This is a genomic window from Paracnuella aquatica, assembly GCF_003332885.2.
Taxonomy (GTDB): domain Bacteria; phylum Bacteroidota; class Bacteroidia; order Chitinophagales; family Chitinophagaceae; genus Flavisolibacter; species Flavisolibacter aquaticus.
In genome coordinates this window covers 207,049-228,217 of record NZ_QOWJ01000003.1, presented here as the reverse complement: position 1 = coordinate 228,217, position 21,169 = coordinate 207,049, and the positions used below count along the sequence as shown (strand labels likewise).

Sequence of the window (21,169 nt, the reverse complement as noted above, 5' to 3'; positions counted from 1 at the left end):
CATTTTATCTTTCTAAGTTACCCAATTTATATACCCGAAAAACATAATAAGAAGGGGCCAATAAAAAAGGCCGGTGCATGAACACCGGCCTTTTTGGTAAGACGCATCATCCCATTTTTCAAAGTCGTTATTTCACCCGCTTGGCCAAATCTGCAATGGGCATATAAATCAACCGCCCTTTTTGTTCTTTGCCGCGATAGGTAACCACTTTCAGCATCACTGCATCTTTTGGTGGCACCAAGGTTCCTTGCACTTTTGGTGAGTGGTGGTCGGGGAACGTATTGTCGAACGAGTAGTGAATGTCCAGATCTTTTACTTCGGTGCTCAGGTCGATCTTCAATTTGCCATCGGTGCCGCGGCCCACTTTTACAATCGGATCGAACATGCTGGGTGCATATTTTACATCGGCCACATCAAAGCGCTTCATGTGCGCTTCCACGCGGGGCACAAATGTATCCCAGTTCTTTTTTGCCTTGGGCGACCAAACCGATTCGGCAATGGCAAAACCGCGGGGCCAGGTCATGTACTGTGCATGGCGCATGTGGTACACCTGTTCGGTCCACAAGTTGGCCTGTCCGCCTTTGATAAGTTTTGGATCTACGCCTTCGGGCAACGGGTCAAACTGGTAGGCTTTGTTCAATCGCAACGAAGCATAAATGCGGGGCTCCACAAACGCATCGCCCTGCATGTAATCGATGTATGCAAAATCGGTGGGACTCATCACCACTTCGTGGCCCATTTTTGCGGCAGCAATACCGCCTTTCATACCGCGCCAACTCATTACCGCTGCACCAGGTGCCAGTCCGCCTTCCAGTATTTCATCCCAGCCAATCACCTTTTTGCCTTTTGATGAAACGATCTTTTCCACGCGTTTTACAAAATAGCTTTGCACTTCGTCCATGTTTTTCAGGTTCTCCCGTTTCATCAGGGCCTTTACCGCATCGCTGCTTTGCCAAAAGGTTTTAAAGGTTTCGTCGCCGCCCATGTGGATGTACGGGAAAGGAAACAACTGCGCTACTTCGGTAAACACTTTGTCGAGAAACTGGTACACGTTTTCATTGGCCGGGCACAGGTTGTCGTCGATGAGTGCAATGTGTTTGCTCCAGTCTTTAATTGACTGGCCCGATGATACTTCAGGCTTGGGACCTTTGCCAAACGAGCAGGCCAGCTCGGGGTAAGCGGCAATTGCTGCCAAGCTGTGGCCGGGCACATCAATCTCGGGTAGTATGTTTACAAAACGCTCCTGTGCATATTGTACCAGTTCGCGAATATCTTCATGCGTGTAAAAGCCGCCGTAGTTGCGGGGCTCGTCTTTAGTGGGCGGCGAAAAAGTGCCGAAATAGCCTTCTTTTTTTACGTTCCACGCACCCACTTCTGTCAACTTGGGCAGGCTTTTAATTTCAATACGCCAGCCTTCGTCATCGGTCAGGTGCAGGTGCAGCAGGTTGTACTTGTAGCGGGCCATCTGGTTGATGTACTGCTTTACGTCTTCTTTGGTAAAAAAATGACGCGCCACATCGAACATCAGTCCACGCCAGCCAAAGCGGGGATAATCGGTGATCTCCACATGCGGCATGTTCCAAGCCGCGCCCTGCACGGCGGTGGGGCTTTCAATTTCCTTGGGCAGCAATTGCAGCAGCGTTTGCACGCCGTAAAAAATACCTGCAGGCGCATTGGCCGAAACCACCGCACCATTTCCCGTTACCGAAATTTTATATCCTTCCTGCCCAATCTGCGCATCGGGGGTTTGCAGCAATTGCAGCCGAACGGTGGCGCCGGCTGCGCTGTTGTTTACCGATACATTGTAGCCGGTAGGCACCGACAGGCGTTGTTTTAAAAAATCAATGGTAGTGGTTAACGCAGGGTTGGCGTCCGCAGCAATCACTACCTGCTGGGGCAGGGTAAATAGGCCGCTGCCCGTCGTCATGCTAACCGGTTCGGGGATGATGGCCGGCTTTGGGGTGCTTTGGCTAAAACCGGAAGCATACAACAGCAAGCCGGCGGCAAGTACAAACAGTTTTTTCATGTTGAGCATATTCAGGTTCCAAAAGGTGTGGCAAAATGAGCTACAAGTTAATGTATCGCATCTGAACAGATTGTAAAAACGGCGCTGCAATCGATTGCGCTAAAGGAAGTTTTGGGGCAAAACGGGTTGTTGGCAGGGCACAACCTTCGGGCTTAACTTTGCGGCAAAATTGTAGCAATGGAATCATTACAAGGAAAAATAGCACTGGTGACCGGTGCAGGAAAAGGAATTGGTAAAGCGGTAGCACTGGCGCTTGCAACCGAAGGCGTACACGTTGGGCTACTGGCCCGCTCGGAAGGCGACCTGCAGCAGGTGGCTGAAACCGCTGCCGCAAAAGGCGTAAAAGTGTCGGTAGCCGTGGCCGATATCACCAACCTCGATGCGGTGAATGCAGCCGTGGCAAAAATCTCCAGCGAACTGGGGCCCATCGATATCCTGATCAACAATGCAGGCACGGCTGCGTTCGGCGGCTTTTTGCAGCTGGAGCCGGCCCAGTGGGAGCAAATCATCAAGGTAAACCTCATGGGCGTGTATTACACCACCCGCGCTGTGCTGCAGCAAATGATCGACCGAAAAACCGGCGACATTGTAAACATTTCCTCCACCGCCGGACAACGTGGTGCCGCAGCAACCAGCGCTTACAGCGCATCGAAGTTTGCCGTGCTGGGCCTTACCGAATCCCTGATGCAGGAAGTGCGCAAACACAACATCCGCGTAACGGCGCTTACGCCCAGCACTGTGGCCACCGACCTGGCCAAAGAGCTGAAGCTGACCGATGGCAACCCGGAAAAAGTAATGCAGCCCGAAGACTTTGCCGAACTCATTGTGATGCAGCTGAAACTCAACCGCCGTGTGTTTGTAAAAGAAGCAGGCTTGTGGAGTACCAACCCATAAGTTTTTGATCCACGAAGGCACAATGGGCACGAAGGAAATGTTGTACATGCACTAAACTATTGATGCAATCATTCAATAAACAACAAAACCGGCTATGGGTTCCTGTTAGGTAGCCAGAAAATTTAGCCAACAAAAATGGCTGCAACTTCCTGTTGCAGCCATTTTTTATTTTATAAACTTCATTTTACAACCCTTTGCGCTTTGCAGCAATAGATGCACACAACGCGGTAAACAGGATAATAGAAATAGAACTTGCGGGCATCAGTATGGCTGCCACCATAGGCGACAGGTTTGCACTGACTGCAAAACTCAACCCTACGAAGTTGTAGCAAATGGAAAGAATGAATGCGCCGGTGATGATGGTTTTGCCGCTGCGGGCATAGCCTACCAACTGGTGCAGGTTGCCCACACCCGAACTATCCAAAATGGCATCCGAAGCCGGCGTAAACTGGCTCGTGTTTTCACTCACCGCAATACCTACATCGCTTTGGCGCAGGGCACCAGCATCGTTGAGGCCATCGCCCAGCATCAGCACACGGGCTTTTGGTGTTTGTTGCAGCAGTTGTATGTACTCCAGCTTGCTTTGCGGCGACTGTCCAAAATGCATCGGCGTTTCCTTGCCAAATATTTGCTGCAGGTGTTCTCGCTCCGAGTCGTTGTCGCCGGACAGCAAATGCATTTCATAGCCTTTCTGCTCCAGGTGTTGCACCATGCTGCGTACCCCTTCGCGGTAAGAGTTAGCGATGGCAAAATGTCCCTTGGTATTGCCGTCGAAGGAAATCCAAACTTCGGCGCCACCATCTTTTTTGCCGGCTGGTTTGTGTGCCACAAAAGCGGCGGAGCCCAACAACACTTTGCAATCGTGCACCATGGCTTCGGCGCCCTTGCCGGCAATTTCTTTAAAATGCGCCACGGGCAGCGGCTGTGCGCCCTTTTCCAGCAGGTGTGCTGCCAGCATGCGGCTCAGCGGGTGCACCGATTGTTTGGCCAGCGAATACACCAGGCTTTGCTCCCATTTATTCAATTGGCCACCTACAAATTCGATGTTGGCTTTAGTGGTATGCGTCAGCGTGCCGGTTTTATCAAATACAATCGTATTCACCCGCGACAGCGCTTCAATCACCGATGCATTTTTTAAATACATTTTATTACGGCCAAATACCCGCATCATGTTGCCAAATGTAAACGTAGCCGAAAGCAGCAGCGAACAGGGACAAGCAACGATGAGTGCCGCAGTAACCGAAGGCAAAATGTTGGCAGGATTTACAATGGCCCAATAAATACCGGCACTGCCCGCAATGGTAAACAGCACCGCAGTGAAATATCGGCTCCACGGATGGATGAACGATTTGTCGCGGTTTTTTTGTCCGCCCATGCCGTCGTTGTTGTTCCACAGCTGCGTGATATAGCTTTGCGAAACGGCCTTTACCACCTCCAACTCCAGGCTGCCACCCAATTGGCGGGCACCGGCGTAAATCAGTTCGCCTTTGCGTTTGAGCACCGGTGTGTTTTCACCCGATACAAAACTGTAATCAATGTTGGCTTCGCCGCTCATGAGCACCGAATCGGCAGGCACCATTTCGTTGTGGCGCACCAGTATGCGGTCGCCGGCTTGTAGCTTGGAAATAGCCACGGGCTCTTCGGCACCATCCCGCAACACCGTTACGCCCAGCGGGAAATACGATTTATAATCGCGGTCGAACGAAAACGCATCGTGTGTTTTGTTTTGAAACCAACGCCCCACCAGCATAAAAAACACGATGCCCGACATGGAATCGAAATAGCCCACGCCGGTGCCCGAAACCACTTCGTATACGCTGCGCGAAAACGTCATGAGGATGGAGAGGGCAATGGGCGCATCAATATTGAGCCAGCTTTGGCGCAGCCCTTTGTATGCCGATACAAAAAACTCGGAGGCGCTATAAAAAAATACCGGCAGGGCCAAGATGAGGCAGAGCCAGGTAAATACGTTCTTGAGATATGCCTCGGAAATATGCCCCGATGAAAAATACTCGGGAAACGACAGCATCATGATCTGGCTGAAGGCGAAGCCGGCAACACCTATTTTGTAAAACTGTTTGCGGGAGATCTTTTTCGGTTTCTGCGTTTCCGAATCGTTCAGCGTGATGTATGGCTCGTAGCCAACAAATGCCAGCAGCTCCACCACTTTGCGCAGTGAGGTTTGCGCAGGATCGTAGGAGATGAATATTTCTTTTTGGCCAAAATTGGTGGTGCTTTGAATAATGCCTGGCTGGATGGCGTGCAGGTTTTCGAGCAGCCAGATGCAGGAGGCGCAGTGCATTTGCGGCAGGTACAGGACAAGGTGCGCCTGTTTTTCATCGCGAAAGCGCAGCAGCTTTTGCACCACTTCTTCGTTGTCGAGGTAAGCAAAACGCTCCGATGAAAATTTGCCTTTTACCTTAATGCCCGGTGTGCTGCTCAACTCGTAATAGTTGCACATGCCGTTTTCCTTGAGCAGGCCGTACACAAACTTGCACCCTTCGCAGCAAAAATATTTTTCCTCGTCCACGATCGAGTGGTCGCAGGCTTCGCCGCAATGATAACAGGTGGTGGCTTGCCGCTGGGGCTTTTTGGTGGCGGGCGGTGGTGGCGTTACAATTTCCATGAGCTGGGTCGTTGGGTGTCAATGTCTGCAAAAATGCCCCGGAAACCGGCGGCCCGGCCTGAGGGGGGTCAAAGGGGAAACTGAGAGAAGTCAGGCGGGGAGGGAGTTGGGTGTTGAGAGTTGAGAGTTCAGAGTTTAGAGTCGGGAGTCGGTAAAACGGTTGGGTGTATGCCACTCCCGGCTTTAAACACGGAACTATGCACTCTGAACTATGAACTACTGACTGTCAACTGTCAACTCCCAACCGCCAACTACCTCCCCCTGCCGCCAACGGCTCATTTATGATTGGAGCCTGATGGCGCTTATATTATTTTAACCGGCTGGATGTTCCACTGGCTGCATACCTCGCCTTGAAATACGTTGCTCTCTACCCGCTTGCCCCTTGATTTCGGTAGATCGGCACCCCTGACAACGCCCCTTCTTGGTTCACTTAAAAAACCACATGCAATGAAAAAGAATGTACCGGCCCCATTGGGCTGCTGCCTGCTCTGCCTCATTTTTGCCCACAACGCCGCCGCACAGGAAGTAAAAAAGCTGCCCGAAGTGTTTGTAACCACTGCACATTCGGTGCCCATCAGCAGTAAACTATCCCAGGCGTTTTATGCTGATTTTGCCAACGCCAGGCAACCGTTCTGGGACAAACAGGGAAAATATTTTTACGTGTACTTCCTCACCGACGATATGAGCAACCGGGCCAAGTACACCAAACGGGGCAACATACTGTACCAGATGAGCTACGGCCACGAACATAATTTACCCAACGATATCCGGCATCTGTTGCAAACAAACTACCATGACTACGCAGTAAGCGGGGTAACGCATGTAAAAATGGACCGGCAAAACGTGTGGCTGGCCAACCTGCAGGACAACAAAAACCTGCTGGTGGTGCGGGTAGACGATGCAGGCGTTGCACTGCTATCGCGATACGACCGGGCACAGTAATGTTGTGTGTGCAATAGTTCCTGACCGGTAACAAGCGGGTTGGCATTAAATGCTGGCCCGTTTCTTTTATACAGCATCATGGCATTGCCTCCCGGTGCCCGCAGGTGCGGCATTGGGGTGTACATTTACCCAAACCCCATACCATGAAATGGATTCCGATGGCCGCTCTGTTCCTGCTGGGTTGCGGCATGGAACGCGGCAGTGGATACAATAAATTTCTGGAGCCCACCAACGCGGTGCAGATCGTTGTGTTCAATGGCGGCGACACACTGTATTTTGATACAAAAGATACCACTGGTGTCCAGATTTTGGTGGACCAGGTTACGGGCAACTCCAACCCATACAAAGACACCTGCGCAGCCGAAGGCTACCTGCGGTACATGAATGACAGCACCCTGCTGCTGCAGGCCCGGTTTTCGGCCAACGGGTGCCGCTATATTGCTTATCAAAACGACGGGTACTCATTTGCACACCGCCTGAATGAACGGACGGCTAACCTGTTGCAAAAGGTGGTGCAACAGGCAAAGAATTAAGGCACGGTGTGATAAAATATAGCTATTCGGCTACACGGCTGCGCTTGCTTGCCCCGGAAGCCGCCTGCCCCTGGAAACGGCCAGCGGCGGGGAAAACGGAAGGTTAAACTCCCGTGGCTTTGCGCCGATTTGCCTACATTTAAGCCCTAAAAATTTACCACATCACATGAGAAGCACTTGGATGCTATTGTTGTTGTTGCCCCTGTTTACGCTGGCGCAAAACAAGAAGATCACCTTAGATGATATTTACAAAAAGGGCACCTTCCGTGCCGAGGCCGTCCGGGGTTTTGCGCCGCCGGCCGACAGCCTTTTTGACCCTAAAGATGTAAAAGACGAAACGGGCAAAGCCCTCGACACCCGCGACTTTGAAGCCAGCGCCGATAAAAAGCGCATCCTGTTTTTCAACGGCCGCGAACCCATTTATCGCCGCTCTTCTAAAAGCAACGCATACTTGTACGATGCGGCCACCAAAAAAACGGTGCGCCTGTCCGAAGGCAAAGTGCTGCACCCCTCCTTTTCGCCCGACGGCAGCAAGGTGGCGTATGTGTTCGACAACAATTTGTACCTCTATGATATTGCCTCCGGTAAAACCACCGCGGTAACTACCGATGGCAAATGGAACCATGTTATCAACGGTAACGCAGACTGGGTTTATGAAGAAGAATTTTCCTTTAGCCAGGCGTACCAGTGGAGCCCGGCCGGCAACTACATTGCTTACTACAAGTTTGATGAAAGCGGCGTGAAGGAGTTCAACATGACGATGTACGACAACAGCTACAACAAAGACTACCGCTACAAATATCCCAAGGCCGGCGAAGCCAACTCCAAAGTAAGCATCCACGTGTACAACGTGGCCAACGGGCAGCAGGTGCCAGCGCAGTTCCAGCAGGGCGATATTTACATTCCCCGCATCAAGTGGACACAGAACGACAGCAAGCTGGTGGTGTACTGGATGAACCGCCAGCAAAACAACCTGAAGCTCCTGATGACCGATGCCGCCACCGGCACTGCCACACCGCTGTACGAAGAAACCAACAAATACTATGTAGACATTAACGACGATTGGTGGTTTTTGAAAGACGGGAAGAACTTTTTGTTTGGCTCCGAAAAAGACGGCTACTACCAACTGTACCGCTACAGCCTCGATGGCAAGCAAAAAGTGCAACTGACCAAGGGCAAATACGACATTGCCGATGTATCGGGGGTGGACGAAAAGGCAAGGCTGGTGTACTTTACCGCGGCCTATCCCACGCCAATGGACCGCAACCTGTTTGTAACTGATTTTGACGGTAAAAAAACAACGCAGCTGACCAGCGGCACCGGCTGGCACCGCGTGGAGCTGAACGCCGATTTTACGCAGTTTTACGATTACTACTCCAACATCAACACGCCACAAACCGCCACACTGTACGACCTCAAAAAGTCGGGCAGCAATGTGACGGCGGTGAAGAATAAAGTGGCTGGCGAAAACACCCAATTGAAATCGGTGATTTCGGAATATGCCATGGGCAAGGTTGAGTTTATGCGCATTCCCAACTCAAAAGGCGATACGCTGAATGGCTGGATGCTGAAGCCCGCCGATTTTGACCCTGCAAAAAAATATCCTGTACTGTTTTGCAACTACGGCGGCCCCGGCTCGCAGCAAGTGGCCAACCGCTTTGGCGCCGCCTCCATGTGGCACCAGATGCTGGCGCAAAACGGCGTGATTGTGGTAAGCGTGGACAATACCGGCACGGGTTTCCGCGGCGAGGAGTTTAAAAAGAAAACTTATCTCAAACTGGGCCAGCTGGAAATTGAAGACCAGATCGACGCTGCAAAATATTTAGCCAAACAGCCCTTTATCGACGGGGCCCGCATCGGCCACTGGGGCTGGAGCTTTGGCGGCTTTATGAGCTCGCTGGCCATTACCAAAGGCGCCGATGTGTTTAAGGCAGCTGTAGCTGTGGCGCCTGTTACCGACTGGCGTTTTTACGACAACATTTACACCGAACGTTTTATGCGTACGCCACAGGAAAACCCTAAGGGCTACCAGGAAACCGCACCGGTAAACTTTACCGACCGCATCAAGGGCAAATACCTGATCATTCACGGTACAGCCGATGATAATGTGCATTTTCAAAATGCGGCGCAAATGATCACGGCGCTGGTTAAATCGAATATTGATTTTGAAAGTGCTTATTATCCCAATAAGAACCACGGCATTTCGGGCGGGGTAGACAATACTTCGTACCACCTGTGGAGCAAAATGACGAACTGGATTTACCAAAACCTTCGCGACAACCCGGCACCGGTTGGCGGCGCTGCAGGTACACAGGCCGATAAGAAGGCGTTTTGATTAACCCCATGTTTTTAAAAAAAGGCTTCCGGTTTTCGGAAGCCTTTTTTGTTGGTGACATTTCAGGTTTAAGTATTTACCGACTGAGCAATTTTATTCAGAACCGCTTTTTAAACGAGTCAACAAATTGGATAAACTAACCTGGCCAGTTTGGTAAAATCTAACGTAAACAGCAGCAAGAAAAAATCGCGTACACATAAAAAAACGAATAATAAATCGGCCCCTACAGCATCTCAGGGTCAACAGCAAAGGGGACGTGTGGCATTTGCCAAGAAAAAAGTTTGACCACTATTACATTTCAAAAATATAATATACTTTAGTTGCGAGCCCTTACCGGTTGCCCTGTCCATAATCCCATTTCAACCAAACACAACATCATTTTAGTTTAACTAAATCGCTGTCTTTATTAGAAGCATTCAATGAATGCTTCATTACGCGTTTATGCGCTCTTCTTAATCCCTTCCCTACCAACGCCTGCACCCTACTGAAAAACCGATCCCTCCGGCCCTGTTACGCTACGTTCTATTACTCTATCAATAACGCTAAAAACTCCTCCTTTTATGAGAAAATTTACGTTTTGCGTTCTATGGCTCTTGTTTACTTCATTAGCAGCCATAGGACAAACTACCCTTGTTCCTTTTAGCAGCACATGGAAATACCTAGAAGACGGCAGCAAGCCAAAGGGAGATTGGAAGGCTGGCACATATAACGATGCAAACTGGAAAACCGGCAAAGGCGCATTTGGATACAATGCACCTGGCCTAAACACCATTGTAAGCTATGGCAACGACAAGAAAAACAAACATGTCGTTACCTATTTCAGGAAGATCATCAACATCTCCGACCCGGCCATGTATCAGGAGTTTTCGGCCCAGATCGTACGCCGGGAAATAAACGGGGTTGCTGTTTTTGTAAACGGAGAAGAAGTATACCGGAAAACTGTTTCGAACGGCGGCGGCAATGGAAAGGGTGACGAAGAGGACGCCGGCCGCATCTTGACGGAGCAATTTGCCATCAATAAAATGCTTTTGAGAAAAGGCGATAACATCATTGCTGTTGAAGTAATGCTGAAAAGCAAACGCACTTCTTCAATGATTTTCGACCTGCAGATGACCGCCAAACTGGCTCCGCCACCGGTTAATACACCGCCAGCAGTTTTGAGCATAAACAGGCAAAATCCAACCGGTCAGCTAACCAATGCCACATCGGTCACTTTCCGAATCAGCTTTTCTGAAGCAGTGTCCGGTGTTGATGCTGCTGATTTTACAGTAAAAACAGTATCGGGCAATGTAACCGGAACGCCAACTTCGGTTGTGGCAGTGGGCTCCGACGGTAAAACTTATGACATCACCATTGGTTCCGTTTCAGGGTCCGGCACATTACGGCTTGACCTGAATAGCAGTGGCACCGGCATCAAAGATGCAGGAGGCGCAGCGCTTCCCGGCGGGTTTACAAATGGTCAAACTTATACGGTAGATCAATCAGCACCGGCTGCTACCAGCATCAACCGCGGCGAACCGGCATCGGAAACCACAACTGCGACCCAGGTTTCCTTTAATGTGGTATTTAGTGAAAAAGTAACCGGCGTAGATGCAACTGATTTCACCATTGCTGGTACGGCCAATGGTGTGATCGGTGCAAACGCGGTAACGCCTGTAGGCTCTGAAGGCACAACCTACAAAGTTGTGGTCAGCCAAATCACCGGCACCGGCACACTGCGGCTTGACCTCAAAGGGGCTGGAACCGGCATTACCGATGCTGCTGGCAATGCGATTAGCGGCGGCTTTAACTCCGGTCAGAGTTATACAATTGTAGCTGCTGATGTAACAGCACCTGTGGTGAGTGGCATTGTGCGTCAGTCGCCCTTGGAGCAAAATACTTCTGCCACTACGGTGAGCTTTGGCGTGACCTTCTCCGAAGCGGTGAGTGGTGTTGACGCTACTGATTTTACTTTAAGCACCGGCGGCACAGTGCAAGGCAGCATACAATCGGTGTCGGGCAGTGGCAGCAGCTACGTGGTAACGGTGGGCAGCATATCGGGCAGCGGCAGCCTTGGCCTTAACGTGAAGGCAAGCGGCACGGGCATTACCGATGGTGCAGGCAATGGGCTTAGTGGCGGCTTCAGTGGTGGGGAAACTTACAATGTTTCGCCTGCTGATGTAACGGCTCCAACGGTTACCAGCATCAACCGGCAAACACCGGCTGACGAAACCACGAACGCCAATTCCGTAATCTTTGGAGTTACATTCTCGGAAGCGGTTACAGGCGTAGATGTTTCGGACTTCAGCCTTACTACGGGTGGAACCGTACAAGGTACTGTTGCAAACGTATCGGGCTCAGGTACTTCTTATGCCGTTACGGTAAATAACATTTCGGGCTCGGGCACACTCCGCCTCGATTTGAAAGCTTCAGGCACCGGCATTACCGACGGAGCAGGCAATGCGATTAGCGGCGGCTTTACAGGCGGTCAAAGCTATACCATGAATCCGCCGCAGACGGTTTATGGTTTCTCCAGTGTAACACCGCTGAGCAATATTCCGATCAATGGCGACACGCAGGCCAAACCACAAGGCAAGACTTGGTTCTATGCAGGAAAATGGTGGACTGTTATTTCGCCGGCAGAAGGCGGCACCCGCCTGTATCGCCTCGATGGCACCACCTGGAGTGATGTGCGTACCATCTTTAACCTGGGTGGCCGTGCAGACACATGGGTAACCGGCAACCTGGTTCATGTACTGCTGTACCGCGGCACCACCGCCTCGCAACTGATCACGCTTGATTATAATGCCGCTACCGAAACTTATGTACCCTGGGCCCAACGTCCCGGTGCAACGCCGATTACCCTCCCTGCCGGGTCGGAAACGGCAACACTTACCATCGATGGCGCCGGCCGCATCTGGATGGCTGCAACAGGCACAACCGAGGTATATGTTTGGTATACTGATGCTCCATATACCACCTGGAGTGCGCCAATAACTTTGGCTACCGGCATCAACGACGACGATATTTGCGCCATCACCCGCTTGCCAGGTAAAATTGGGCTGCTTTGGTCGAACCAAACCACGGGCCGCTTCGGCTTCCGCACACATGTCGACGGAACAGACCCCACAGTTTGGACCGCCGATGAAATACCTGCGCAGCAATCGCTCATCCCCGGCAGCATAGAAATGGCCGATGATCATTTGAATATCGTAGTAGCGGCCGACGGCACATTGTACGCGGCAGTTAAAACAGGCTATGACTTGGCAGATGGTGCGAACCTGCCCTTGCTAGGATTGCTGGTACGGCGTCCGAACGGTAATTGGGATCCGCTTTATACGGTAACTACCACAAGCGAAGGCGGTGGCGGCTCTGCCGACAACTCCGGCACGCAGGCAATAGCATTGCTGAACGAAACACTTGGTAAAATAAAAGTTGTGTACACAACCGTATCCAACGGCGGAAGCATTGTGTACAAAGAAAGCCCGATCGCAGCGATTTCTTTTGGCCAGGCCAAAACCTTGATCGAGGCTACAGGCACCCTGTACAACTTTGCATCAAGCACACACCAGGCTTACCATCCAGAGGTGGTGATCGTGGCAACAAAACTCAATACCAGCCCCGCTGCTAACGAAGTAGTGAGTGTATTAGCTTCCGATGCACCGATCATTCTGCCAGGCATGGGTCAGCGCTCAGCACCACCAATGGTAATGCGGGCCGACAACCTGCAAACAAACAACGCCGCTGGCGAACTGCAGGCTTACCCCGTACCGGCACGGCGTGGTGTAGCCATTACGGTGAGGGCTGGTGGCAACGGCATTGCGGAAGCATTGCTGTCCGACGCCGGCGGCCGGATCGTTACCAGAATGCGGTTTACCGGAACAACCACTTTGAGTACCAGCAACCTCAACTCAGGTGTGTATACACTTACGGTAGTGGAGCAGGGCAAAAAGCAAACCCGCAAAGTGATGATTACTGAATAAAATAGGGTTTAGGTATAGCACAAGGGCTGCTTCAATTTGAAGCGGCCCTTTTATCTATAACTGATTTTACAAAGCCAGGTCATTTAGCAATCATATCATAATGCTGCTGCAATACAGTTGCATAATCAACCGGGTTATGCAACCACGGAATATGCCCGCAGTTGTTGATCCAGTGCACGGTTGCGGTGGGATACCGATGAAGCACAAAGTTTTTACTGGCGCTATAAATATCCCGGTCGCCGTATACAATAGTGATCTTAAAATGCGGCGCCGGCTGCCGTTGCAACAGGGGATATTTTAGGATCTGCGGCCGTGTTTTGTTGATGGGTGCTGCACGCAACAAATCGAAGTTTTTGCCTGCGCCATTTGTGCCCATAAAATCGTCGTTGTAGTTGTGCATTACCTGCGTAAACAAGCGGGCATACGCACTGTTGCTGCCCAGCATGCCCAGCAAATTATTCCAGCCCATTTTCGCCCACTGCCGCGGGGTACATTTCGAACGGTTCAACTGCATCACTTCCCTTTCGGTTTGCTGCCATTCGCTGCCGGTACCCGAGCCGGGACAACACAAGAATAAACTCAATAGATTTTCGCCATGTTGCTGCGCATAGATTTGCGCATACAAGCCGCCCCAGGAGTGGCCCCATAAATGAAACCTGTTGATGTCAAAATATTTGCGGATGGCCTCAACATCACTGATATAAGCATCCATCGAATAATCATTGCTGCTGCACGGCGAGGCCCCGGTTCCGCGTTGGTGAAAGGTAACCACTTGGAAACGGTCTTTCAATACCGCTGCCACTTCCACCAGGTCGTCGGGGAAGCCGGGGCCACCATGCAGCAACAAAATGGTTTGCTTGCCGGCATTTGGATAGATAGTAGTAAATAATTTATCGCCGCTATTGTCAACGATAATAGTTTGCTTGGGTTGGCTGCCTCCTGCGTCGTATTTAACTGCAACAACCGGCGTTGCCTGGATTTCCTGATTCATGTGTGCCTGCATATTTGGATGCACCAAAATTGCAGCACAAAAAAAGCAGCGCCGTTATCATTTGATAAAATTGTTGCTGCGGGCAAGCTCGTGCCGCAGCCTGCTGAACGACACATGGGTGATGCCGAGGTAAGAAGCGATCACATGGTGCGGCACGCTATTTTCGAGGTTGGGAAACTGTTGCCGCATGGCCAGCAACCGTTCCCGTGCAGTGGAGGCGCGCCATGCCGCTTCGGCGTGCAGGGCCGCAACCAGCGCACCTTCCAGCACCCGCTGGCCAAAAGCCCTGAACTCGGGATATTCCGTTCTTAATGCATCCAGTGCAGCCACCGGTATTTCGGCGGCAACTACATCGGTCAATGCTTGCAGGCTGAACAAACTTTTGCCCCGGTGCGTTCGGGCAAAATGCGGCGTGACCACCGCTGGCGCCACAAAAAAACCGGTGGTTACCGGGCTGCTCCCCTCCTGTTCGATAAAACGTTGCGCAATGCCGGACAAGATGATGTATTCTTTGTCGTTCTTTTTACCTGCGGCAAAAACGGTTGTTGACTTCGGCCATTCTGCCAACGTTGCATGTTCCCAAAACAGTTGTTGTGCTGTAATGGAGCCAACGCCTAAATCAAATAATATGTCGGTATATTTTTTTAGCATGCTGCAGCTGGGAACGGCTACAATTTAGGCAAAGCCTGTAGGAAATAACCTGATATTGATTGTTTGCGTACAACAGGAAGTAATCATTTATAACGCCTGATCAACACCAACGAAAATAGGAGCCTGCAGGGCTCCCTCTTTTTATAAATCATTTTAAAATGTACGCCAAACTTATGATGCCTGGAATGCCAGCTGCTCTTCGGCAATAGGCTCCTTTTTGGTGGGCGTTCCGTTGTAGGTTTTGCTTACAATCAGCCACTGGCCTCCGTCTTTTACCAACTGGAAATAGTTGGTGTAATCGTTTCCATAACAGGCTTCCTGCACCATTTCCACACTGGCCGCATTGCCGGCCAGCTGAATGCTGGTGATGGTGCACTGGTGCGGCTCGCCGGTTTTGGCGGGTGGCTCATTGGCTTCAATGTAAGCATACAGCGCATCGATGGGTGCTGCAATGGTTTGCCCGCCGCTGCTGCCATACATCATGGCCTGCGGATGAAACGCCGAACGCATGAGGGCAACATTTCCGGTTTGGCAACCTGCTGCCTACTTGTTAACGACCTGTGTGATGGCGGAAAGCTCGGTGTTGCGGGGATTCATGGTTGTAGATTTTGGAGTGACTGAATGCAGTTTTCATGCAGGCTTCAAAAGGACCAAAAATGTTTGCATCCGTAGGGGGACACATTAAATTAAGCAATACCGCTGCGGGATGCAAGCCCTAAAAAAGGCGCCAGTCTGCTATTGGCGCAGGATCTTTTCCATTTTTCTTCCCTTCGCCAGTTCATCCACCAGTTTATCGAGGTAGCGCACTTTGCGCATCAGCTCGTCTTCAATTTCCTCGATGCGGTAACCGCAAATAACACCGGTAATTTGCGATGCTGCAGGGTTGAACTGCGGCGCCTGTGCAAAGAAGGTTTTAAAGTCTACTTTGTTGTCTATTTGCTGTTGCAAAGTTGGCCCGTCGTACCCGGTGAGCCAGCAGATAACGGTATCCACTTCTTCCTTGGTGCGGCCTTTCTTTTCGGCTTTGGCAACGTAGTGCGGGTACACACCGGCAAACGACATTTTATATACTCGTGTATTGTCCATGACAGTATTCGGTTTTGGTATGTACCGAATGTAAGTATAGTTTAAGAATTCCGGCAGTCCACATGGGTTCATCCGGAACAAATGTTTGTATCAGGCCATCATTACATACAAGTGCCCGTTAATTTATTTATATGCAACACCCATTTGTACAACGCCCTCGTACACGACATTCCTGTGTTTATTACTTGTTCTGTTTAAGCCGTTGCAATTGCTGTTTTGCATTGCTATTGTTCGGGTTTAGCTTCAGGGCCTGCTCATAATTTTTTATGGCCAAATCCTTTTCATCCAGTGCTGCATAAAGCTCGCCCAGGCTGTCAAATGCATTACTGCTTTGCGGGTACAGGTATACATTCAGTTTAAATATCTCCAATGCGTGCTGCACTTTTTTCTGCCCGATGAGTGCATAGCCCCAAGTATTAAGTTCCCGTTCATTCAGCACAAAATCTTTGCGCTTTTTGCGCAGCGCCTTTACTTCGGTTATCGCGTTTTTATAACCGTTTTTATCAAGTGCCCCTTTCAGCAACCGGAGCGATGGCGACAATCCAAAACCATTAACGGCTTTCATATCCGGGATAAAAAAGCCGGCCAGTTCGTCAACAAAAGCCTCGGGGTTGCCACCCATCAGGTTGGTGAGCACAACAATGGAAAGATTGTCTTGCGGGTACACAAATACCGCAGAGCGGCCGCCACCAACGGCTGCGGCAGCAGGGTGTTCGGGCCTTGCGGCAATGGGCCAGCCGGCAGCATACCCATTGAGCTTGCTGCTAAAGCCGCCTGTATTGCCACTGGCTAAAAGTGCGGGTTGCCACAGGGCGTCGAGGCTTTCCTTTTTGGCAAGGAGCTGCCCGCTTTGCAGGGCAATGATCCATTGCGCCACCTCGGTAGCGGTAGCACTCATGCCGGCAGCCGTTTGCAACGCAGCAGGAAATGAAAAGAACGTGTTGCTGAGCACGCCCTGCCGGTAAGCATAGGCGGCCGCGGCATGCGGCACTATTGCTTTAGTGGCACCAAACCCTGAACGGATGGTAAGGGGCATGCCCACTTTTGCCAGTTGTTCCTTTATGATAAATTCCTGGAAAGGCATGCCACTTAGTGTATCAATGATGCGGCCCAGCAGGAGGTAATTGGTTTGGTTGTAGCGAAATTCGGCGCCAGGTGCAAAGTCCATGGGCATGGCCAAAACCTTTTGCCAAGACGCTTCAAGTGTAGGTGCAATCATTACTGCTTCTTCTTCATCCACCACATCCGGAATGCCCGAAGTGTGCGACAACAACTGTTGCACCGTTACGCCCTGCCAGGCCTGCGGCAGATCGTTGAGGTAGGTAGCAATGGGTGCCGACAGGCGCAGTTTGCCCTGTTCAGCCAATTGCAGCATGGCCACGCCAACAAAGGCTTTTGTAATAGAGTTAAGATTAAAAACAGTGCGGTTGCTCACGGCTATGGAGTCCTGCAGGTTGGCAAAGCCATAATTGCCCGTCTTTACCACGGCGCCGTTGCGTACAATGGCCAGTTGCAACCCGGGAATTTTGCGCTGCTGCATTTGCTGCTGCACAAAAACATCAATGCTATCTGTTTGTCCAACCGAAATATAACTACATCCAAGCAGCAACAGGGTTGCGGCCTCTTTTCTTAAAGTACCGATCATAAGTCGGCAAAGAACGCAGTTTTTGCCTTGCTTGCTGCGGCATAATTGAAGCGCTGGCAAAAAGCGTTATGGCTGGCAAAAAAGACAAAGGCAATGGCGTACTGTACTATGTTTGGAAATGTTATGGTGTAGGATACATTTTGTACATGCTGCACACCCGTGGATTATCTCCGGCCACTCGTTATTTAGGAATAACAAATGCTTGTAGCGCAGCCATCTTTTCATCCCGGAAGCGCCATACATCGCAGTAATGGTAGTGGATCATTTCGCCCGCTTCGTTCTTCATGCTAATCTCGCCAATGGCGGTTACAAAATCGCCTTCGGCGATGAGTTGCTCCACGGTAAATGTTGGTGGCTCGATGTAGGCTTTCGCCATGTATTGCCGCACGGCTTCTTTGCCTTTGAGTATTTGGTCGCCCACAAAGGTCCATTCGGTGTCTTCGGTGCAGTGGGCAAGGAAGCCTTCGTAGTTGGCTTTTTTAATTTCGGCGTTGGCGGTTTCGAGGATGTTTTTGTTGGGCTTGGTCATTTTACACTATTAGCTAATCTGTATTATTTGTAATTGGATACGTTGAAACCTTTACGTCATTGGTTATAACATGATTAAATAAATTAGTATTTACGGCGATCTTTTCTGTGTTTTTCAACACTATAAAGACGAGATGGAAGTGCGCAATCATGAAGCCGATTGGAATTATTTTCATGATGCTAGTTCAAATTGAACTCTGTTAAACACTGTTCCTTTCTGCTCCAAGGGATGTGCTTAACGCCATAATTATCCATTGCACTAATTACATCTTTAGAAACTTCTTTTTCCAAGTCATTATAAATAACAAAGTTTCTCGTTAGGGTTTCTCTTGTTTCACTAATGTCATTAAATGCCATAATGGAAGTTAGAACGCTGTCCTTACTTGCCGTATTGATTGCCTTAATTAGCCGTTCTGGCTTATTAGGAGAAGCAGGCACCAAGAAATCAATATTGTGGTCAAAGCCAGTCTTACCAGTTATTTTGATGTCTTTAGAAAATATTATACCGTGACTTTTAAAATACAATTCAACATCTTCTTTGAATAAGGAGTAGACTGTTTCCTTGGATAAATTAAACATATCATTTACTGCTAAAATCGCTTGCAGCAAATAGTGTTTCTTTTGACCAATATTTTGGCTCGTGGCATCAACGTAGAGTTCATCGTTACCATTAATTTTTACCCCAAAGCCATTTAGTGCCGTTCTAAGAATCCCCTCCCGTTTTGGAGTGTTTATTTCAAATCCGGACATCTTCAAGTCAGCTAACGTGTAGCCATTGTCCGTCAATTTTAAATTGTCCTTGGTTTTAAGCAAGTAAATATCCAGATGGTCATTGTGTCTGTCAAGGAAGGGAGTAGAGATAAGGCAGACCTTTCCCTCCTCAACTGTTTTTACAACAGTATTGTCTTTGATCCATTTAATATATTCAGATATGACTTGTTGACAATCCATTTTTAAAACATCGGAATTTCAATCGCCGGAAGGCTTTTTACATTACAAAATTGCATGATTTTCTTGAATACCTCTTCCATCGGCTCGTTAACGGTTACATTAATCTCACTCACTGGAAAAGCGAATTTATCATTGTACCCTTCGCGATATAAGTGAACGTGCGGGCCATCAAAAAGAATTCCGTCCGGGTTTGTGTGCCGACCAGCGTTGTCGTATCTCAGCATGATGATCGTCTGGCGGTATCTCTTATTCAAGGTATACTTACTCAATTCAAAACTACCTCTGTAAAAGTCCAAATTGAAAGATTCTTTCTCAATTACCGATTTAATTTGCCTTGTCCAACTGATGGGTGCAGGAGCTAGTTTTATTGGATTGACAATGTCTTCGAAAAATTTTTCCTGCCGCATTAAGAACTCGTATTCTGCTTGCGTTAGCGCCATATAGAAACTAAATTTTAGGACTGGTTAGTTTTGATATCGAAGGTTAAAAGCTGAATCACTTTACTTTCCCAAATTAAAATAATTCCCTGTACCCCTTAAATCAAAACTTTTCAATTCCAAAATAACTTTTACCCACCTCCCTAAAACAAAAAGGGGACTACATTGCTGCAGCCCCTCTTTGCCATTTTACCTTTCATTAACCTAGATATAGCGATTGATCAGGTTCTCCATATATTCCTGGCGGCCGCTGCGGATCTCGGGTTCACCGTTCTCTACAGCATAAGCCCGCAGGTCTTCCAGTGAAAGCTTGCCGGCTTCAAACTCGGCACCTTTACCGCTGTCGAAAGAAGCATAGCGCTCCTCGCGGATCTTTTTGTAATCCGACTTTTGCAGGATCGCATCAGCAGTTACCAGTGCACGGGCAAACGTGTCCATGCCACCGATGTGTGCATAAAACAGGTCGGCTGCATCGGTTGAGTTGCGGCGGATCTTGGCATCGAAGTTTACACCACCACCTTGCAGGCCACCGGCCTCCAGGATGATCAGCATGGCTTCGGTCAGTTCATTGATGTCGTTGGGGAACTGGTCGGTATCCCAGCCGTTCTGGTAGTCGCCGCGGTTAGCGTCGATCGAACCTAGCACACCTGCATCGGCAGCCACTTGCAGCTCGTGCTGGAAGGTGTGGCCCGCCAGTGTGGCGTGGTTTACTTCAATGTTGATTTTAAAATCGTTCAGCAGGTCGTACTGACGCAGGAAACCAATAACGGTAGCACAGTCGTAATCATACTGGTGCTTGGTAGGCTCCATGGGCTTGGGCTCAATAAAGAACGTGCCTTTAAAACCTTGCTTGCGGGCATAGTCTCTAGCGGTGTGGAGGAAGCGGGCCAGGTGTTCCTGCTCACGCTTCATGTTGGTGTTCAGCAGGCTCATGTAACCTTCGCGGCCACCCCAGAACACGTAGTTCTCACCACCCAGTGCAATGGTTGCATCCAGGGCTGCTTTCACTTGGGCGGCACCGTGAGCCAGCACATGAAAATCGGGGTTGGTAGAAGCACCGTTCATGTAACGCTGATGCGAAAACAGGTTGGCAGTGCCCCACAGCAGTTTGATGCCGCTTTCATTTTGCTTTTGCTGCGCATAGTCCACCATGGCTTGCAGGCGGCGGTCGTTCTCGGCAATGTCGTTGCCGTATTCAACCACGTCTACATCATGAAAACAGTAATAAGGCAGGTTCAGCTTGGTGAGAAATTCAAACGCTGCATCCATTTTCTTTTTGGCACGGCTAACGGCATCGGCGCCTTCGTTCCATGCAAAATTGTGGGTGCCCACGCCAAAGGGATCAGACCCGTCGTTGGAAAAAGAATGCCAGTAAGCGCCTGCAAACTTGAAGTGCTCCTTCATGGTTTTGCCCGCAACTACCTGGTTTTCGTCGTACCAACGGAATGCCAGCGGGTTGTCGCTGTCGCGGCCTTCAAACTTGATCTGCTCAATACCCTTAAAGTATTGCTGATCGCCTGTTATTACGTTCATGGATAAATGTTTATTGATTAAAGAATTTA

General features: G+C 49.9%; 15 protein-coding genes and 1 pseudogene. 5 read left to right on the top strand and 11 right to left on the bottom strand.

Going from position 1 to position 21,169, the window contains the following annotated elements; translation table 11 throughout:
• Window positions 1-127 precede the first annotated feature (127 nt).
• Entirely contained in the window at window positions 128-2,026 is a 1,899-nt protein-coding gene (locus tag DRJ53_RS07250) for a beta-N-acetylhexosaminidase (protein ID WP_114235051.1), read from the bottom strand.
• 177 nt (window positions 2,027-2,203) lie between these two features.
• Here DRJ53_RS07250 and DRJ53_RS07245 point away from each other — a divergent pair, with 177 nt between their 5' ends.
• A complete protein-coding gene (locus DRJ53_RS07245) occupies window positions 2,204-2,920 on the top strand; it encodes a 3-ketoacyl-ACP reductase (RefSeq protein ID WP_114234942.1) in 717 nt (238 codons plus the stop codon).
• Window positions 2,921-3,104: 184 nt separating this feature from the next.
• On the opposite strand, the gene DRJ53_RS07240 is transcribed toward DRJ53_RS07245, so the two are convergent.
• A complete protein-coding gene (locus DRJ53_RS07240) occupies window positions 3,105-5,546 on the bottom strand; it encodes a heavy metal translocating P-type ATPase (RefSeq protein WP_114234941.1) in 2,442 nt (813 codons plus the stop codon).
• A gap of 447 nt (window positions 5,547-5,993) precedes the next feature.
• Between DRJ53_RS07240 and DRJ53_RS07235 the strand changes: the two genes are divergently transcribed.
• The 4 genes from DRJ53_RS07235 to DRJ53_RS07220 all read left to right on the top strand — a co-directional run bounded on the left by DRJ53_RS07235 (window position 5,994) and on the right by DRJ53_RS07220 (window position 13,318).
• Window positions 5,994-6,488, top strand: a complete 495-nt coding sequence (locus DRJ53_RS07235; protein ID WP_114234940.1) for a hypothetical protein — start codon at window positions 5,994-5,996, stop codon at window positions 6,486-6,488.
• A gap of 143 nt (window positions 6,489-6,631) precedes the next feature.
• Complete coding sequence (locus DRJ53_RS07230) at window positions 6,632-7,021, top strand: hypothetical protein (protein WP_114234939.1); 390 nt, start codon at window positions 6,632-6,634, stop codon at window positions 7,019-7,021.
• Window positions 7,022-7,187: 166 nt separating this feature from the next.
• Complete coding sequence (locus DRJ53_RS07225; RefSeq protein ID WP_114234938.1) at window positions 7,188-9,356, top strand: S9 family peptidase; 2,169 nt, start codon at window positions 7,188-7,190, stop codon at window positions 9,354-9,356.
• Window positions 9,357-9,916: 560 nt separating this feature from the next.
• Window positions 9,917-13,318 carry a beta strand repeat-containing protein gene (locus tag DRJ53_RS07220; protein WP_114234937.1) on the top strand — a complete coding sequence of 1,134 codons (3,402 nt, stop codon included), beginning with the start codon at window positions 9,917-9,919 and terminating at the stop codon, window positions 13,316-13,318.
• A gap of 79 nt (window positions 13,319-13,397) precedes the next feature.
• Here DRJ53_RS07220 and DRJ53_RS07215 read toward each other — a convergent pair whose 3' ends face one another.
• The 9 genes and pseudogenes from DRJ53_RS07215 to xylA form a co-directional block, all read right to left on the bottom strand.
• The gene (locus tag DRJ53_RS07215) at window positions 13,398-14,309 is read right to left on the bottom strand and encodes an alpha/beta fold hydrolase (RefSeq protein ID WP_114235050.1); all 912 of its coding nucleotides are present in this window, start codon (window positions 14,307-14,309) and stop codon (window positions 13,398-13,400) included.
• Window positions 14,310-14,366: 57 nt separating this feature from the next.
• On the bottom strand, window positions 14,367-14,960 hold the full coding sequence (locus tag DRJ53_RS07210) for a Crp/Fnr family transcriptional regulator (protein WP_114234936.1): 594 nt from the start codon (window positions 14,958-14,960) through the stop codon (window positions 14,367-14,369).
• A gap of 171 nt (window positions 14,961-15,131) precedes the next feature.
• Window positions 15,132-15,485, bottom strand: a pseudogene (locus DRJ53_RS07205) (nuclear transport factor 2 family protein); the annotation flags it as partial.
• Between the two features lie 210 nt (window positions 15,486-15,695).
• A complete protein-coding gene (locus DRJ53_RS07200) occupies window positions 15,696-16,046 on the bottom strand; it encodes a DUF2200 domain-containing protein (protein WP_114234934.1) in 351 nt (116 codons plus the stop codon).
• Between the two features lie 181 nt (window positions 16,047-16,227).
• A complete protein-coding gene (locus tag DRJ53_RS07195; RefSeq protein WP_114234933.1) occupies window positions 16,228-17,691 on the bottom strand; it encodes a serine hydrolase domain-containing protein in 1,464 nt (487 codons plus the stop codon).
• Window positions 17,692-17,872: 181 nt separating this feature from the next.
• On the bottom strand, window positions 17,873-18,220 hold the full coding sequence (locus DRJ53_RS07190) for a nuclear transport factor 2 family protein (protein WP_114234932.1): 348 nt from the start codon (window positions 18,218-18,220) through the stop codon (window positions 17,873-17,875).
• A 179-nt stretch (window positions 18,221-18,399) separates the two neighbouring features.
• On the bottom strand, window positions 18,400-19,170 hold the full coding sequence (locus DRJ53_RS07185; protein WP_114234931.1) for a DUF1828 domain-containing protein: 771 nt from the start codon (window positions 19,168-19,170) through the stop codon (window positions 18,400-18,402).
• A gap of 2 nt (window positions 19,171-19,172) precedes the next feature.
• The gene (locus DRJ53_RS07180) at window positions 19,173-19,610 is read right to left on the bottom strand and encodes a DUF6978 family protein (RefSeq protein ID WP_114234930.1); all 438 of its coding nucleotides are present in this window, start codon (window positions 19,608-19,610) and stop codon (window positions 19,173-19,175) included.
• A 201-nt stretch (window positions 19,611-19,811) separates the two neighbouring features.
• On the bottom strand, window positions 19,812-21,140 hold the full coding sequence (gene xylA, locus DRJ53_RS07175) for a xylose isomerase (RefSeq protein WP_114234929.1): 1,329 nt from the start codon (window positions 21,138-21,140) through the stop codon (window positions 19,812-19,814).
• Between the last annotated feature and the right edge of the window lie 29 nt (window positions 21,141-21,169).